The organism is Dehalococcoidales bacterium, from assembly GCA_030698765.1.
Lineage (GTDB): Bacteria > Chloroflexota > Dehalococcoidia > Dehalococcoidales > UBA2162 > JAUYMF01.
Map to the genome: position 1 here is coordinate 1 of JAUYMF010000060.1, position 15,853 is coordinate 15,853.

The 15,853-nt window shown below is 55.1% G+C and carries 14 protein-coding genes and 1 tRNA gene; 6 read left to right on the plus strand and 9 right to left on the minus strand.

What is annotated here, in order from left to right:
* Together Q8Q07_02845 and mutL are read left to right on the plus strand one after the other, a co-directional pair.
* A partial coding sequence (locus Q8Q07_02845) for a 3'-5' exonuclease (protein ID MDP3879230.1) occupies positions 1-1,579 on the plus strand: 1,579 nt, incomplete at its 5' end.
* A gap of 61 nt (positions 1,580-1,640) precedes the next feature.
* Positions 1,641-3,350 (plus strand): DNA mismatch repair endonuclease MutL, encoded by a 1,710-nt coding sequence (gene mutL / locus Q8Q07_02850; GenBank protein MDP3879231.1) that lies wholly within the window; start codon positions 1,641-1,643, stop codon positions 3,348-3,350.
* Between the two features lie 65 nt (positions 3,351-3,415).
* On the opposite strand, the gene mobB is transcribed toward mutL, so the two are convergent.
* The gene (gene mobB / locus Q8Q07_02855) at positions 3,416-3,910 is read right to left on the minus strand and encodes a molybdopterin-guanine dinucleotide biosynthesis protein B (GenBank protein ID MDP3879232.1); all 495 of its coding nucleotides are present in this window, start codon (positions 3,908-3,910) and stop codon (positions 3,416-3,418) included.
* A 48-nt stretch (positions 3,911-3,958) separates the two neighbouring features.
* Positions 3,959-4,642 carry a YggS family pyridoxal phosphate-dependent enzyme gene (locus tag Q8Q07_02860; protein ID MDP3879233.1) on the minus strand — a complete coding sequence of 228 codons (684 nt, stop codon included), beginning with the start codon at positions 4,640-4,642 and terminating at the stop codon, positions 3,959-3,961.
* Between the two features lie 210 nt (positions 4,643-4,852).
* Here Q8Q07_02860 and Q8Q07_02865 point away from each other — a divergent pair.
* Both Q8Q07_02865 and Q8Q07_02870 read left to right on the plus strand, forming a co-directional pair.
* Positions 4,853-4,929: transfer RNA gene (locus tag Q8Q07_02865), tRNA-Pro, on the plus strand.
* Positions 4,930-5,090: 161 nt separating this feature from the next.
* Positions 5,091-5,870, plus strand: coding sequence for a Ku protein (locus tag Q8Q07_02870; protein ID MDP3879234.1), 780 nt, complete (start codon positions 5,091-5,093; stop codon positions 5,868-5,870).
* Here Q8Q07_02870 and Q8Q07_02875 read toward each other — a convergent pair.
* Entirely contained in the window at positions 5,863-6,756 is an 894-nt protein-coding gene (locus tag Q8Q07_02875; GenBank protein ID MDP3879235.1) for a DUF72 domain-containing protein, read from the minus strand. The two genes, Q8Q07_02870 and Q8Q07_02875, sit on opposite strands and share 8 nt — an antisense overlap.
* A gap of 50 nt (positions 6,757-6,806) precedes the next feature.
* Between Q8Q07_02875 and ligD the strand changes: the two genes are divergently transcribed.
* Positions 6,807-9,497, plus strand: a complete 2,691-nt coding sequence (gene ligD, locus Q8Q07_02880) for a DNA ligase D (protein ID MDP3879236.1) — start codon at positions 6,807-6,809, stop codon at positions 9,495-9,497.
* Between the two features lie 129 nt (positions 9,498-9,626).
* Here ligD and Q8Q07_02885 read toward each other — a convergent pair whose 3' ends face one another.
* The 6 genes from Q8Q07_02885 to Q8Q07_02910 all read right to left on the minus strand — a co-directional run bounded on the left by Q8Q07_02885 (position 9,627) and on the right by Q8Q07_02910 (position 14,936).
* The gene (locus Q8Q07_02885; protein ID MDP3879237.1) at positions 9,627-10,163 is read right to left on the minus strand and encodes a small multi-drug export protein; all 537 of its coding nucleotides are present in this window, start codon (positions 10,161-10,163) and stop codon (positions 9,627-9,629) included.
* Between the two features lie 273 nt (positions 10,164-10,436).
* The gene (locus Q8Q07_02890; protein MDP3879238.1) at positions 10,437-11,024 is read right to left on the minus strand and encodes a VTT domain-containing protein; all 588 of its coding nucleotides are present in this window, start codon (positions 11,022-11,024) and stop codon (positions 10,437-10,439) included.
* A 71-nt stretch (positions 11,025-11,095) separates the two neighbouring features.
* Entirely contained in the window at positions 11,096-11,731 is a 636-nt protein-coding gene (locus tag Q8Q07_02895) for a glycerol-3-phosphate acyltransferase (GenBank protein MDP3879239.1), read from the minus strand.
* Between the two features lie 50 nt (positions 11,732-11,781).
* Positions 11,782-14,295, minus strand: coding sequence for a PEP/pyruvate-binding domain-containing protein (locus Q8Q07_02900; protein ID MDP3879240.1), 2,514 nt, complete (start codon positions 14,293-14,295; stop codon positions 11,782-11,784).
* Positions 14,267-14,467 (minus strand): hypothetical protein, encoded by a 201-nt coding sequence (locus tag Q8Q07_02905; GenBank protein ID MDP3879241.1) that lies wholly within the window; start codon positions 14,465-14,467, stop codon positions 14,267-14,269. Before Q8Q07_02905 ends, Q8Q07_02900 begins: the two co-directional genes overlap by 29 nt.
* Before the next feature lie 139 nt (positions 14,468-14,606).
* Positions 14,607-14,936 carry a DUF1622 domain-containing protein gene (locus tag Q8Q07_02910; protein MDP3879242.1) on the minus strand — a complete coding sequence of 110 codons (330 nt, stop codon included), beginning with the start codon at positions 14,934-14,936 and terminating at the stop codon, positions 14,607-14,609.
* A 193-nt stretch (positions 14,937-15,129) separates the two neighbouring features.
* Here Q8Q07_02910 and Q8Q07_02915 point away from each other — a divergent pair, with 193 nt between their 5' ends.
* Positions 15,130-15,318, plus strand: coding sequence for a hypothetical protein (locus Q8Q07_02915; GenBank protein MDP3879243.1), 189 nt, complete (start codon positions 15,130-15,132; stop codon positions 15,316-15,318).
* The last annotated feature ends 535 nt before the right edge of the window (positions 15,319-15,853 follow it).

The following is a 15,853-nucleotide window of genomic DNA, read 5'->3' on the forward strand; positions in this document are numbered from 1 at the left end:
GGACCGCTACCAGACCCGGTACCGCCACCTTCTGGTGGACGAGTTCCAGGACACCAACCTGGTCCAGTATGAGCTAATCAAGCAACTGGGGGCAAAGTACCGTAACATCTGCGTCGTCGGCGACCCCGACCAGTCAATCTATTCATGGCGCTTTGCCGACCTGCGTAATATCCTCAGCTTCGAAAAGGACTACCCGGAGACCAAAATCGTGCTGCTAGAGGAGAACTACCGCTCGACCAAGCTCATCCTGGAAACGGCCGCCAGCGTAATAGCGGTTAACCAGCATCGTAAAGCCAGGGGCCTCTGGACCAGCAACGAGACCGGCGAACCGGTCACCGTGGTTGAGACCTATACCGAGCAGGAGGAAGCCCGCTTCGTGGTCAACGAGATCGAGCGTCTGGTCAGCCACGGCGAGTTCAGCCTGAAAGACTGCGCGGTGATGTACCGCACCAATGCCCAGTCGCGGGCACTGGAAGAAGCCTTTATCCGCTACGGAACGCCTTACAAGCTGGTCGCCGGCACCCGCTTCTACGAGAGGCGGGAGGTCAAGGATGTCATCGCCTACCTCCGGCTAATCCAGAACCCCAGCGACAGCGTCAGCCTGAGCCGGGTAATCAATGTCCCGCAGCGCGGCATCGGTCAGCAGACCCAGGACCGGCTCGCCAGCATGGCACAGTCGCAGGGCATTTCACAGTACGCCGCATTACAAATTATGACCCGGGCGGGGATGGAAGAAACCACGTCCCAGCCAGCCATTAGCTCCCGCACCCGCCAGCTACTGGCCGCTTTCCGGAAAATGATGGAGGAGCTGATCGCCGCCGGTCAGCAACTGGATATCATCGACCTTTTCGACCGGGTGGTTGACCGCTCCGGCTACCGGAGCTATATCAAGAATGAGGCCGACGGCGAGGAGCGCTGGGAAAACATCATGGAGTTACGCACGGTAGCCCAGGAGTACCGTGATTTGGGTCCGCCGGAGGCATTGACCGCTTTTCTGGAAGGGGTAACACTGGTATCCGATGTCGACGGACTGGATACAGGCGTAGCGGCGGTAACCCTGATAACCCTGCACCAGGCCAAGGGACTGGAGTTCCCGGTCGTCTTTATGGTCGGCATGGAAGACGGCATCCTGCCCCATATCAGGTCGTTTGACGACCCGTCACAAATGGAGGAGGAGCGGCGACTCTGCTATGTGGGCATCACCCGCGCCCGGCGGAAGCTATACCTGGTGCGCGCCTTCCGTCGCAGCCTGATGGGACGCAGCACGTTGAGCCAGCCGTCACGCTTCCTCGGCGATATTCCCCGGCACCTGATTGCGGGCAGCCAGTCCTGGCACGAGGAAGAGCAGCCAGCAGTCCCCTCAATCTACTCCTGGAACAAAGCCCCAACCCCAGCCCCGCCACCCGCTCCCACCCCCTCCGGACTGAAAGCCGGCGACCACGTGCTCCACAGCGGCTTCGGCAAGGGGGTGGTGGTCAGCTGCCGGGCGGTAAAGAGCGATGAAGAGGTGGTGGTCGCTTTTAACGCCGGGGTCAAAAAGCTGCTGCTCAGCTATGCCGGACTGGAGAAGGTGGAATAACCCCGGAAAGCTTGACTATTTACACGGTAACGTGTACTATTAATCATTATTGAAGGTTATCATGCCGATAAGAGTCCTCGAACCACAGGTAGTATCACGGATTGCCGCCGGTGAGGTGGTGGAGAGACCGGCCTCGGTGGTCAAGGAACTGGTGGAGAACTCGCTGGACGCGTCGGCCCGCCAGATTAGTGTCGAAGTCAGGGACGGTGGCATCGGGCTGATCCGGGTGACTGACAACGGACTGGGGATACCGGCCACGGAGTTGGAGCTCGCCTTCGAGCGCTATGCCACCAGCAAGCTGGCCAGCGCCAGCGACCTGGAGTCCATCGGCAGCCTCGGTTTCCGCGGCGAGGCTTTACCCAGCATCGCCGCCGTGTCACAGATAGAAATCATCAGCTGTGCGGCGGGCGCCGTCACCGGCAGTTCGCTCAACCTGGACCAGGGAACGGTCGTCAGCCGGGGAAGCCGGGGGCACTCCCCCGGGACCACCATCACCGTCAGCAACCTGCTGCGCAACGTCCCGGCCCGACTCAAGTTCCTGAAGTCGCCGACTACCGAGAACAGCCACATCGCCCATGCCGTCAGCCAGTATGCCCTCGCCTACCCCGAGGTTAAATTCACCCTCTCCACGGACGGACGGACGGTGCTCAGAACCTCGGGGAGCGGCCGGCTAATCGACAGCATTATCGAGATTTATGGCCCGGAGATAGCCGGCAATATGCTGGAAGTTGGCCAAGGCCAAAAAGCGTGGGAAGACAGTCCGGCATCACCCCTTGTCACCGGGATGGTCGGGACACCTTCCGTAAACCGCGCCAGCCGGACTTACCTCAGCTTCTTCGTCAACCGCCGCTGGATAAGCAGCCGATTGCTCTCCTGGGCGGTGGAGGAGGCTTACCACGGCCTGTTGATGACGGGGAAACACCCTGTGGCCGTCATCAACATAGCGCTCCCGCCGGAAGAGGTGGACGTCAATGTCCACCCCACCAAGACCGAGATCAGGTTCCGGGACGAGCGCTTCATCTTCAGCGCGGTGCAGAAAAAGATACGGCAGGCATTGATTGAACTGTCGCCATCCCCCCGCATTGAGGAAGTAGCTACCGCCTACCAGACCCGCGCCGGCAGCCGGCAGTTATTTCGAACACCGGACGCCTCCCCCCGGACTCCGGTCAGCAACCTTCCGCTGACGGCGGCAACCACTCCGGCATTTTCCCTGCCGGCGCTGCGCCTGCTGGGACAGCTCGCCGGCAGCTACATTGTCGCCGAAGGTCCGGACGGACTCTACCTGATTGACCAGCACGCCGCCCACGAACGCGTTCTCTTCGAGAAAATCAGGCAGCAGATGTCACAGCAAAAAATAGAGGTGCAGGGACTGCTGGAACCGGAGACACTCGAGGTCACTCCCGGACAGGACGCCACCCTGAAATCCGGGTATCTAAGCCTGGTTGAATCCGGTTTTACCCTGGAGCCCTTCGGCGAGAGGACATATCTGGTACGGAGGATACCTGCCCTGCTCCACCGTAAAGACTGGGCCGGGATGCTATCAGAACTACTCGATACACCCGCGGACAACCACGACTGGACGGAAAAGATAGCGATGACCATGGCCTGCCACAGCGCGGTGAGGGCCGGGCAGACCCTGAGTGACGACGAGATGCGCGCCCTGTTACGTCAACTGGAACAGGCCGCCCTGCCCAACACCTGCCCCCACGGCCGGCCGACGATGATTCACCTCGATTCCGGACAACTGGAGAGGGAGTTCGGCAGAAGCTGATACGGGCAACGGGTCAACGCATTGAAACAGGCAGGCAGTACGACGCTTTCCCCTGTTACAACCATTCAGCGGGGTGACTTGATAAACTCCCGCTCCAGGAAGGCGGCGATCCCCCTGGCGTCATCCAGGGAGAACTGCCGTGTCTTTGTCTTCAGAGGTTCATCAGTGGCGATGGCGATGACCTCCTTGAGATCACTCAGCAACGGCCCCGCCGCCCCACGGTGCACCAGCACCTTGGGGGCATTGTCCCGCTTGAAACCCTCCACCAGGATAATATCATAGTCCTCCCCGACAACCCGGGCTACTTCTTCCAGGGTAACATCCGCTCTCAACGGCTTGACTAGCAGCATCATCTCCCGGGATACGGCGACGGCCGCATCGCTGCCCGCCTCGATATACCGCCAGCTGTCTTTCCCGGGCTGGTCAAGGGCAATACTGTGAAAAGTATGCTTGATGGTAGCCACCCGGTAGCCCTTCGCTTTCAGCTCCCGGATCAGCTTCTCCATCAGGGTCGTCTTGCCCGACCCCGAATTACCGGCAAATGAAACGATGGCAGGCATCTTCTTATTCCTTTCCGTATTTGTCAACGCTTTCCTTAACTCCTGACGTTATGTTAAGCCCAACCCTTCCCTGCTACAAGGATTAAATACCCGGCTCCCCAATCTCACGATATTAGCCCCTTCACCCAGGGCAACCTGATAAGAACCGGTCATGCCCATAGAGAGATACCTCATTTCCACGTTAGCCAGTCCCAGGCTTTCAATCCTGTCCAGCAGCTTTTTCATCCCGGCAAAATAAGGCCTCGAATCTTCGGGAGCAGCCCCGGCGGGACCCAGCGTCATCAATCCCTGCACCCTGATATTGGCCAGACCGGAGATCTCTCTGAGCAGTGGCTCAACGTTCTCGGGTAGAACACCCGGTTTTTGTGCTTCGCGGCCGATGTTCACTTCCACCAGCACCGGCATTATCTTACCGCTCTGAGCGCACCATTTATCAATTTCCCGCGCTATTGCTACAGAATCGACCGTTTCAATCATATCAAAAATCCCCATCGCTTTCTTCACCTTATTCTTCTGGAGATGGCCGATAAAATGCCATCTTACCCTGTCTCCCACCACCTGATACGCCCTTTCCGCTTCCTGGACATAGTTTTCCCCGATAATTCGGGCGCCCCCGGCGATCGCCTGCAGAATTACTTCCGGTTCCGTGACCTTAGCCGCGACCACCAGATGTACGCCTTCCGGCAGTTCACTCAATACTTGCCGGACATTTTGCTCGATTTTCCTAGACATCTAAATATTCCGCCTGGTTCCCATCAGTCACGTTACCGGTCAAAACCTGAAGCAACGCCTGGTATTGATCAATCAATTTTAACAGCAAGTCAGGATGATTTCCACACCAACCAGTCCGGCAGCACAGCACTTAATCCGGGATAGCCCTTGACTATTAACCCCGAATGTATAAAAATGAGATTGCCAGCCCAGCCAACAAGTCGCATAAGTCGGGGCGTAGCGCAGCCAGGTAGCGCACCTGAATGGGGTTCAGGTGGTCGGAGGTTCAAATCCTCTCGCCCCGACCATAGGAACGAAACAAGGTTTCACGGCCACCTCATTATCCCGGCACCTTCCGCACCCGTTGCTTTCTTTAAATATCCGGCTGGTCTTGCTAGAATGGGTTGAGGCAAGCAGTCTTTTATAGCATCCTGCTGTTTGGAGAATCTCAGATATCAGGAGGTAGTCCATGCCGAGAGCATTCTGGAAAGGAGCGATCAGTTTCGGGCTCGTGGCAATACCGGTCAAGATGTACGTGGGTACAGAGAGTAAACCGCTGAGCTTTCACCTTCTCCACAAAAAGTGCCTTACCCGACCCAAACAGGTATTACACTGCGAGACTGATGACGAATACTTCGGGGTAAAAGAAACCGTACGGGGCTATGAGGTCGCCAAAGAGCAGTACGTGGTCATGGATGACAGCGATTTCGAAAAAGTCCCGATTAAGACTTCGCATACCATTGACATCCTCGGCTTTGTCGAAGCCGGGGAGATAGACCCGCTGTATTACTATGGCGTCCATTATCTTGAACCGGAGGAGCTTGGCACCAAGCCTTTCCAGCTTTTAAAAGAAGCCCTGCTAAAAACGGGGCGCGTCGGCGTTGGTAAGGTTACTTTTCAGCGGAGGGAACATCTTGTCTGCCTGAGACCGCTTGAAGACATTATTGTACTGCACTCCTTACACTATGAAGCTGAGATTTTACCCCGGAAGGAAATCTCTCCTCCGAAAACCAAAGCCACCGACGCCGAGCTTGACATGGCTGTTTCTCTGGTCAAAGCAATGGAGAAGAGCTTTAAGCCGGATGACTACAAAGACGAATATCAGCACGCCTTAAAAAAGGTTATTGACGCCAAGATCAAGGGCGAGAAGATTGTTGCCCTCGCGATGCCGAAAGCGGAGATTGGCGACCTTATGGCGGCACTGCGCGCCAGCGTTGAGGCTGCGAAGAAGGCGCCTGTCCTCAAGTAAGACCCAGCAATTCCTTCATCCGGAGGGCGTTCTTAACGGGAAAGTCGGCATGCTTGTTCTTAAAGATAATATGCAGCTCTTTGCTATTTTCTGACATGGTCCGAATTCCGGGAACCCACTCCGTCAGTTCCTCTTCTCGGTAAAGATAGTTGTACCTCTCCGTTGCCGGGATGCACTTACTTTCCCAGTTCTCGCTGTTCCGTCCGTGGAACCGGACAATAGCCAGGGGCGCGGTGACCTCTCTCACGGGCGGGACACTCGATTTGAATCCTTGAGGCTCATCCACGCAAACCAGGGAGATCCCGCGCTTACGAAGGAACCGGACAGTTTCTTCCCGGTGCCTGTCCAGCCAGCTCCCCACCCGGAACTCCACCGCTACCTGGTATGATGAGAGCCTCTCCCGACAACTGCCGATATGATCGAAGTTATCAGGCTCGGGATGGAACCAGGGAGGAAACTGAAAGAGCACCGCCCCGAGTTTTCCCGCGTCTCGGAAAACCTCAATAGTACGGATAAATATTGTCCAGAGTTCGTCAATCGCCGCATCCGGCAAATGGTGCTGGTAGAGGTTACCTTTAGCCTGAATCTGACCGGCGTATTTCTCACGAACTGTCCCGGGGAGAGAGGCAAGCGGAGTGGGATGCCGGGTAAAAAGGCTGAAAGCCTTCACATCGAAAGTAAAACCATCAGGCGTATTTTCTAACCAGAGCGCCAGGTTACGTTGCGTCGGAAAAAAGTGGTAGCTGGAGTCTATCTCGGCAACGGGAAATCGAGCGGCGTAATAGCCCAGCCTGGCCTGCGGCGTTTTGACTTCGGCGGGGTAAAAACCACTACGCACCAGTTCCGGCTCTGCCCACGAGGATATTCCGACCATAATTCGTCCCATTCTCAAAGCCTCATCTGGACAACCGTACCCCTAAAATTATAGCATGAAATATGGCTATGGGACTGGAAAAGTACCGGGAGAAGCGGGATTTTCAACGTACCTCTGAACCACCCCCCGGAACAGAGGCGAATACGGGCCCACTACACTTCGTCGTCCAGAAACACCGCGCGCGACAGTTGCACTACGATTTCCGTCTTGAACTGGACGGGGTTCTCAAATCGTGGTCCGTCCCCAGAGGGCCCTCCCTCGACCCCGAAGCCAGACATCTGTCCATAATGGTTGAAGACCATCCTCTAGAGTATGCTACCTTCGAGGGCATTATTCCCAAGGGTGAATATGGTGCCGGTGAGGTCATTATCTGGGACAGCGGCACCTACTCTCCTGACGAGGATGGTAGCTTCCTTTTCAACGACCGCTCTGCCGCCGAAGAGCAAATGAGACGCGGTATGGAGAAGGGCAAGCTCTCATTTTTCCTGCGTGGTCACAAGCTTACCGGCTCCTGGACGCTGGTCAAAATGCAAAAAAGGGAAAGGGACTGGCTGCTCATAAAACACCGTGATGACTACGCCAGTCCCGGCAGCGATGTCCTCAGAGAGGAACAGTCAGTAGTCTCCGGACGTACTATTGAAGATGTCAGGGCGAAACGCTCGCCTGATACGGCAGCCGTCACGCAACTCAACCCGATACAGCTACCCGGGGCTCGCCCGTCCCCCTTCCCCCCTGCCGTCACCCCGATGCTTGCCGGCCTTGCTGAAGGACCCTTTTCCCATCTCGGATGGGTTTTCGAGCCGAAGCTGGACGGTTACCGTGTCATCAGCCTTATACGTGACGGGAGTGTAACTCTGCTGTCCCGCCGGGGTAACAATGTTACCCGGCAATATGCCGCGCTTGTTCCCGACCTCAGCCGTCAGCCGGCCTCTGAACTTATTCTCGATGGTGAGGTAATCGCCATGGATGAAAAAGGACGGCAGTGTTTTCAATGCTTGCAGAACTATTTGAGTTCACTACGCGGGACGGAAGGCCAGCCGTCTGGTCAGTTCCCCTTGATTTACTACGTTTTTGACGTACTTTATCTGGACGGGTATGACCTCCGTGGCATTACCCTGCGTTCCCGTAAGGAAATGCTTCGCGGAATCCTCAGGCCGGGTGACCAGGTCAGACTCATCGACTACTTCCAGGGGGAAGGAGAGACCGTCTATGAGGCCGCGGTGAAAAATGGACTGGAAGGAGTCATCGCCAAAAAGATTGATAGCGTATATGAATCAGGAAAACGCTCCCCTAACTGGCTCAAAGTCAAGGCCATGCTCAGCGATGAGTTTATCATCGGCGGGTACAGTGTGGCGCCAGGAGGACGGACGCAGAGCTTCAGTTCCCTTTTGCTCGGCTATTTCGGTTACGATGGCAAGCTTATGTTTGCCGGACATGTCGGCAGCGGTTTCAACGAAGAGACTTTAAGCGAACTGAAGAACCGACTCGATGCCATCCGCGTTGATGACTGCCAGTTTTCTGAAGTCCCCCACCTCAACGCCCCCACCACCTGGGTCCGGCCCGAGTTGGTCGCTGAGGTCAAGTTCAGTGAATGGACACAGGAAGGCCGGCTCCGCATTCCCGTCTTCGTCCGGCTGCGCGAGGATAAAGCCCCGGATGAAATCCACCGGACGGAGCCTGTCACGGTAGTGGCGCCACCTCAGCGGACTGATACCAATCGGCTTGATAGTATTCTCAAGCAGTTACAAAACCCCGGAGATACTTTATCTATTGAAGTTGAAGGTCACAGAATCGGACTGACCAATATGGAGAAGATACTCTGGCCGGCCACCGCTGATCATCCGGGCTTCACCAAGCGTGATTTGCTGGCATATCTGGCGAAGGTCTCGCCGTACCTTTTACCCCACCTGAAAGACCACCCCTTGACATTAAGCCGCTACCCTGACGGCATTAACGGCCAGCATTTCTACCAGAAGCACTGGGGGCACCCCACGCCCGCCTTTGTCGGGAAGGTAAACATCAGCGAGGAGAAAGGGACCAGTAGCGAATACCTGGTCTGCAACAACCTGGCGTCACTCCTCTGGCTGGGACAGGTGGCCAACATTGAATTTCATAGCTGGTTTTCCAGGATAGCCGCCGGGCCGGATATAGAAGGGCAAAGTGCGGACTATCTCCTTGATTATCCCGATTTTATTATCTTCGACCTTGACCCTTACATCTATTCCGGGCAGGAACCGTCCGGTACCGAACCTGAGTTAAACCGCGCCGGATTTAGCCAAACGTGTGAGGTCGCTCTGTGGCTGAAAGAGACGCTCAATGACCTTGAACTCGAAGCCTTTGTCAAAACATCGGGTAAGACGGGACTCCATATCTACATTCCCATCACCCGCCGCTTCAACTACAAAACTGTGCGTTCTGCCTCTGAAATAGTCGGCAGATTTCTTGTTCAGAGGCACCCCCGTGAAATAACCACGGAGTGGGCACAGGAAAAACGCCGCGGAAAAGTATTCGTAGATTACGGCCAGAATGTGCGGGGCAAGACCCTGGCCTCGGTTTACTCACCTCGCCCTACACCGGATGCCACGATAGCTACACCACTGCGCTGGGAAGAACTGGGCAAGGTATATCCCACGGATTTCACCCTGATGACACTGCCGGGCAGGCTCGAAGAGACCGGGGACTTATGGGCGGGCATTCTCTCCGCCAAACAGGACTTGAACAAGCTATCCGGCACAAAGTGGGTTACTCATTAGAGACGCGTCTCGAACATCATCACAACTTGCGGTTCATCCCTGACTGTGGCAAGTTTCGAAGCTGATTCGCCGCCGGGCTACAAACACTGACCCTGTTAAGGTAAGTAACAAGAGTCCAGCCGGGGACAGTCACATCTTCGTCAAACTTATTATTGCCAGTGTAATCAGAGCTAGTCCGGCAATAACAGCCCCTATCCAGCCTAACAATACCAGAGTTGTAACGATAGCGCCGCTAATAATCACCCCTGCCGCAACAGAAAAAAAGGCGCGCCGGAATGTTATGCCCAGAAGTGACGCTAACATGGAAGCTGTCCACGCGCCGGTCCACGGCAGCGGAATTGCCACGAATATCATCAAGCCTATCCTTTCGTATTTCTCGATAGTCTCGGTGTGACGCTCAGCATGCCGGACGACCGGGCCAATTAACTTCGCTCCCACACGCCCCCGCCCGATGTACTTTACCAGTGTCTGGAAAAACAACAAAAGAACCGGCACAGGCAATAGATTGCCGAAAACGGCCAGCAAGAAAACAACATGCCATTCAAGGCGGAATAACCCGATACCTGCCGGAATAGCGCCGCGCAGCTCAACCAGCGGCAAAGCGGCTATAACGATAACCAGCAGTTCACCGGGTACGTCAAGCAGCCGAATTAATTCATCAACCAATCAGCAATACCCGCCTCGGTTTGATATTCTCCCCCTGCCGGTCATTCCACTAAAAGGGTACTCTCAGACAGTTTCCTTCCTCTGATATTATAAGTGTTCTCACAATTATAACCTACTGCTTGATTATATTCTCCTTTGCTGGTTAATGGAAATCAGAAGAATGGAGCGTGTAGAAATAATCAATCCGTTAATCGTCAACGTATGCTAGCGTATTTCCTTTGAAACAGGTAATAAGTTGAGGGAGACATATGTAAATTCTGCCACAAACTGACGTCACAAAATAGCATGGAGGGCAAAATAGCCGATGAACGCAATTACGAGGTTCTTAAACAAATTGCCCAGAAGCGTGAAAATGAACCAGTTAGCCGGTGGAAACTTCAGCGCTCCCAGAGCCAGAGTCAATGGCAGGTGAAACGGGTTCGGTACGGCTGATACCAGGAAGACAGCGAATGAGCCGTGCCTTTCTACCCACTCTAAAATCCTGCGATAGGAACGCGCTTCACTTCTGGAAGTGAGCCTTTCTGAAATATGCTTCCCTCCGTAGCCAATCATGAAAGTCGGTAGTTGTCCCAGACTGGCCCCGGTAGCCGACACTGTGCCGATAAACACCGGCGCAAGTATTCCCCACTCTGAGGATAGAGTATCTGAGAGAAGGAGTACCGGCAGGTAGTAGGGTATCGGTATGAAAGTAACGCTAACAACGCTGGCAGAAATGAATGATACTGCGAATACTCCAACAAGGCTGTAGCCACCGATATTGGCAATACCCGCCAGATAGTCTCTATAAAGGAGCGCAAACGCAGCAAGGCCAATGGAGACGAGCAAGCCCAGGAATCCAATAACGGTCTCTTTTTTTGGCACTGGCAGTTACTCCTTCTATCCCACCCATCAATTCCTGTTCATTGTTGACCGGTCATTCCTCACTGCCTGCTTTATTCCTTTTTTCGAAGTCTAAGCTTCCGTTTAAATATCACTTCTTTCCACTCAGCAGAGATAGCCAGTTTACGCAGGAGAGCCGGCCAGTCCCTACCGTTCCTGAGAGTGAGGAGGAGGGTTAGAACCAGTGAATAAATGATAAGACTGGCATCCACACCGAAAGCCCACAGGATTAGAGGCAGCGGGAGCAGACCCACTCCGACGGAGAAGCCAAAATTCCTGGTCAGTAGAGCCGTCACCGCCATGATAAAGAAGCTGATGGAAAACTCAACGGGCACGAGGGCAAAAAAGACACCCAGGGTAGTAGCCGCGCCGCCGCCTCCCCTGAGACCGAGGAAGAGCGACCACATGTGCCCGGCAACGGCGGCAATGCCACAGATGAGGACGATTATCTGGTCTGTTCCCAGCCATCGGGCTACGAGCACTGCCAGAAGACCTTTACCAAGGTCCAACAGCAGAACAGCCAGGTCAGGGATTATTCCCACCTCCCGCATAACATTAGCGGTGCCGGGGTTACCATCACCTAACTGCCGGATATCTGCGCCTTCTAACAGGCGCGTGACGATATAGGCAAAAGGAATTGAGCCAAGCAAATAAGCTATGGCGATTGCCGGAATCCCCACTGCCGTCATCGAAGTGTCCTGATTACCATCTTCATTCAGACCATCGAAATTTATGTGTCTTACCTGACTTCAGCGTCATAGACCTTACCCTGTCCCCCATCCACCCTGACCCTTTGCCCGTCACGGAGTCGCCGTGTGCCGTCGGTAGTGCCCATCACTGCCGGGATGCCGTATTCGCGGGCTACGATAGCGGCATGAGAGGCCGCCCCACCGGTATCGACGACCACTGCCGCTGCCCGCTGGAACAGGGGCGTCCAGGCGGGATTGGTATACGGCGCTACCAGTATCTCACCACGACGCAAACGGCTGAACTCGGAGGTCTGGCGTATGATGCGCACCGCTCCCTCAACCACACCCCGCCCGGCAGGAGAACCAGAGACCAGCGCGTCACCCTCGTACCCGCCCTGGCGAAAGAGCCGCGGGTCTACCAGCGGGGTCTCTTTAAGGGCAGCACGTTTGCTTTTACGCCTTCCAGCCGCGGCGCGCAGCTTCCCGGCAAGGTCGGAGGAGGGCGGACATGACTCCCTCAATGCCTCAAGCTCACTCATCGTAAGGTGAAATATATCTTCCTCAATAGCCAGTATTCCGGCACCGGCCAGTCGGCGTCCCATTTCCAGAAACGTCTGTCTCATAACCGGTAATGGCAGCGCAGCATAGAAGCGGGTGTCCTCACGGATAGCGGTAAAGCAGCGTGCCTCCTGGAGTAAGGTCAGAAAATGACGGCGCAGTGGGGGTAAGCGCAGTACGGGGTGGCGCAACACTTCATCCCGCGCCTTCTCCCAGGGCAGTCTTTCAGCCCTTGGTGCTGGCTCCGTCCGGGCTAACTCCTTGATGATGCCCAGCACTATCTCCGGTGATTCTTTCCAGGTAGGCTGGTAAATCAACAGCAAGGACCCGGTCTCCCGGTGGCCGTAACAATCAAGGAAAGCATCAAACCGGGAAAGAAGATCTCGTCCCCGTGGCGCAGCCTCAAGCTCCGCTCGCAATTCCGGAGCGTCATGTTCCGCGAAAATGGCGGAAAGAGCGGGATCTCCCCTCACCAGTGACGCCAGGTCTTCCAGCGCCTGGTTGGTCTCCAGGGTCTTCGTCTGGACTCCCGAGATGAGCGCGGAAAAACGCTTGCTGTGACCCAGGAACATCATCTCCAGGCGCAGACGGATGATAGCCAGTGCCGCCCGTGGCACGTAACGGCGGCGCAACTCTCCCAGAAACGGAGAGATTATTGTCATGGAATCGCGCACCGTCGAGAGCAGTCCCGGCCACTCCAGCGATCCAGGGTCGCGCGTCGCGAGTTCAGTCGGGAGCGATATGGCTTTGGCCAGTAGCGGGTCATAGCGCCACCGGACGGGGTCATAGCGCCGGGCAAGTCCGCACATCCGGAATGGAGCCAGCACGATACCGGAAGTCAGGGTAAGTTTTACATGGCCACGGTACTTCACGACGACACCATCCTCTATGATGAAGAGGTCCTCAAACCGGGGCAGCCGCAGTCCCAGAGGTTTAATCATGGCCGCCAGCGCAGCAAAGGGCACCGGCGTCCAGGTAGTTATTTCCAGCGGGTATGGCCGCTCCGGCAGAAACTCGGCCGCCATACCGGCGGCAATCTTTTGCAGCCAGCCCGTATGGAGCGGCGGCTCCGGCAAGGCAGTCATCGGCCTTGCCTGTACAATATATAGCTTGCCTTCAGTCAAAGCCCACTCCACGTCTTGCGGCCTGCCAAAATGGCGCTCTATAGCCGCACCGAGGCGGACAAGTTTCTTGAGTTCACTATCGGTGGGCGTCAGAGAGGCAGTACCCGCAATGGCAGACACCGGCTCTGCAGCTTCGCGCCGGTTCTGACGCCTCGAGGTCACTGCCCAGCCCCGCAGCCGCCGTCTCAGTACAAAGTAGTCCGGCATAAACATACCTGAAACCACCGCTTCGCCCAGCCCTGAGTGGGACTCGATGACCATTTCATCCCGGGCGCCGGTGACCGGGTTGACAGTGAAAAGAACTCCGGCAAGTCTCGCCGGCACCATCCTCTGCACCACGACGGCAATCTTAAGCTCTTTCTGGTCGAGTCCATGGCGTTCCCGGTAGGCGATAGCGCGGTCGTTCCAGAGTGATGCCCAGCAGCGTCTGACCGCTTCCATCACCTCCGCATCGCCGGTAATATCGAGGAAAGTATCCTGCTGACCGGCGAAAGCCGCGCCTGGCAGGTCTTCGGTGGTGGCGCTGGAACGCACTGCCACCGGTCCTTTTCCCATTTCCCGGTAAGCCGCCAGGATAGCCATCTCTACAGCGCCGGGGATAGGAGCCTCCTCAATGGCGCTACGGATAACGCTGCCCTTTTTATCGCTAATCCCCCTGACTATAACCTTGTCCAGGCTATTACTCTCCACAAAACAGTCGTAGGCAGCGGTGGTCACTACGAAACCGTCAGGGACCGGAAAACCGGCGCGGATGAGTTCGCCCAGGTTAGCCCCCTTACCACCAGCCACGGCGACATCGCCGCGCCCCAGCGCCCCAAAGGGCAGAACCAGTGCGTCAGCCCCACATCCGGCGTTAAATCTTCTTGAGATGAAGGTGAGCATCGATCAGCATGGCGATGCCCAGCAGCGCCAGCGCCATCGCGTCATTGAATAGATGCTGCTGTGACATACCGAAGAGACTCGTCCCGGTTAGCTGGGTGAACCATGCTCCCAGGAGGGCAAGCCCACCCAGGACAACCAGTATCCTGCCGGTAACAGCGCAAAGTCGTCCCATCTTAAGGCACCCCCTTATTCCTAAATGTCGGCCTAATTCAATCTACAGCTAACGTCCCTCCATCTGCTCCTCCCCGAATTCCATATCTCCCCTTTTCTTCAATGCGCGCCGGGCAAGCGGAGATTTCAGCTCCCCGTATTTAATCCTTACGTCGAATCTCTTTCCCCAGGAAATAGCTTATCACTGTTCTTATCGCCACGAGTCCTCCCAGTATTGCCAATTCCTCCAGGGTGGGCCTAAGAATTGAGCGGATGATATCAGCGGCAATCAGAAACTCTAAACCGAGAAGCAGATGAAACCCGATATCATACCGTATCTCCTCAAAGACCGCCGGTTTGTTTTCCTTATCGGAAAACTCATGCCATTCGGCGCGAATTACCTCAATTATACCGAGCAATACTCCATAAACAATGAGTAGAGCCGCTATAACTCCGATACCCAGCGCAACGTAATCAACTATCTGCTGCATTTCTCCGCTTATTATCCCGTCAATACTTCCATTGTATTTGGGCTAATCTGATAATCATATACGTAAACCCACGTAACTTGCTCAAATGTCATATTTTTGTAATATTTCAATCTTTCTTTTTATGACTATTTGATATACTGCCACCTATCATAGTGAGTATATATTATAGCGAAACAATTTTAGGAGGTACAATATGTGCTGGAATTGCGGATGTATGATGCCGGATGATGAGCACGGAAGTCCGGACAATATTACTACCGAGACCCTGCGGAAGGCAGCCAAAGCCGGTGGTCCGGAGACCATACACAAACTAATGGACAATATGAATAAAATCTACCAGGCCAAGATTAAGGGTACTCCGGTAGACAATAAAACAATCTAACCTTCACGGAGCCGGAGAGCACTGCTAGTGTGGTGCAACGCAAATAACGTTATTATATGCCCTTCGCCCCATTCCGGCCCTGTATCAGGTACGGGAAAAACTCCAGCCGGAATCCGGTGGATATCTTATGGTCTCTGCATACCGACTCCCGTACTCCGATACGGGAGTCGGTATGCTTATGAAGCATTCTAATGAAGCGTTAGGAACACCACGTTAGATTTCTCAGGCAGGTTACGGCAATAATCGGGTCTGGCAAGAGCCAACTCTTCCTCGAAACTGGCTTGATTCTTGCGTGTTCAACACCCGGATAAACTGATGGGGGTTTACCAGGGGAGCCTTTTGGAATCTCGGCGAAAGTCTTTTCTTCCGGCGCCAACTGACGAAACCATCTCAACCGGTTAGGCCTGCTGGCAGTGCGGCTAATTACCCCGATGAGTCCACGTATTTACTGTAAGATTAATACCCTATATAATATCGGGGATACCTTTAGTTCCGGTTAGTCTTTCGCCCTGAGACAAAATAAATTCAAGAAGTG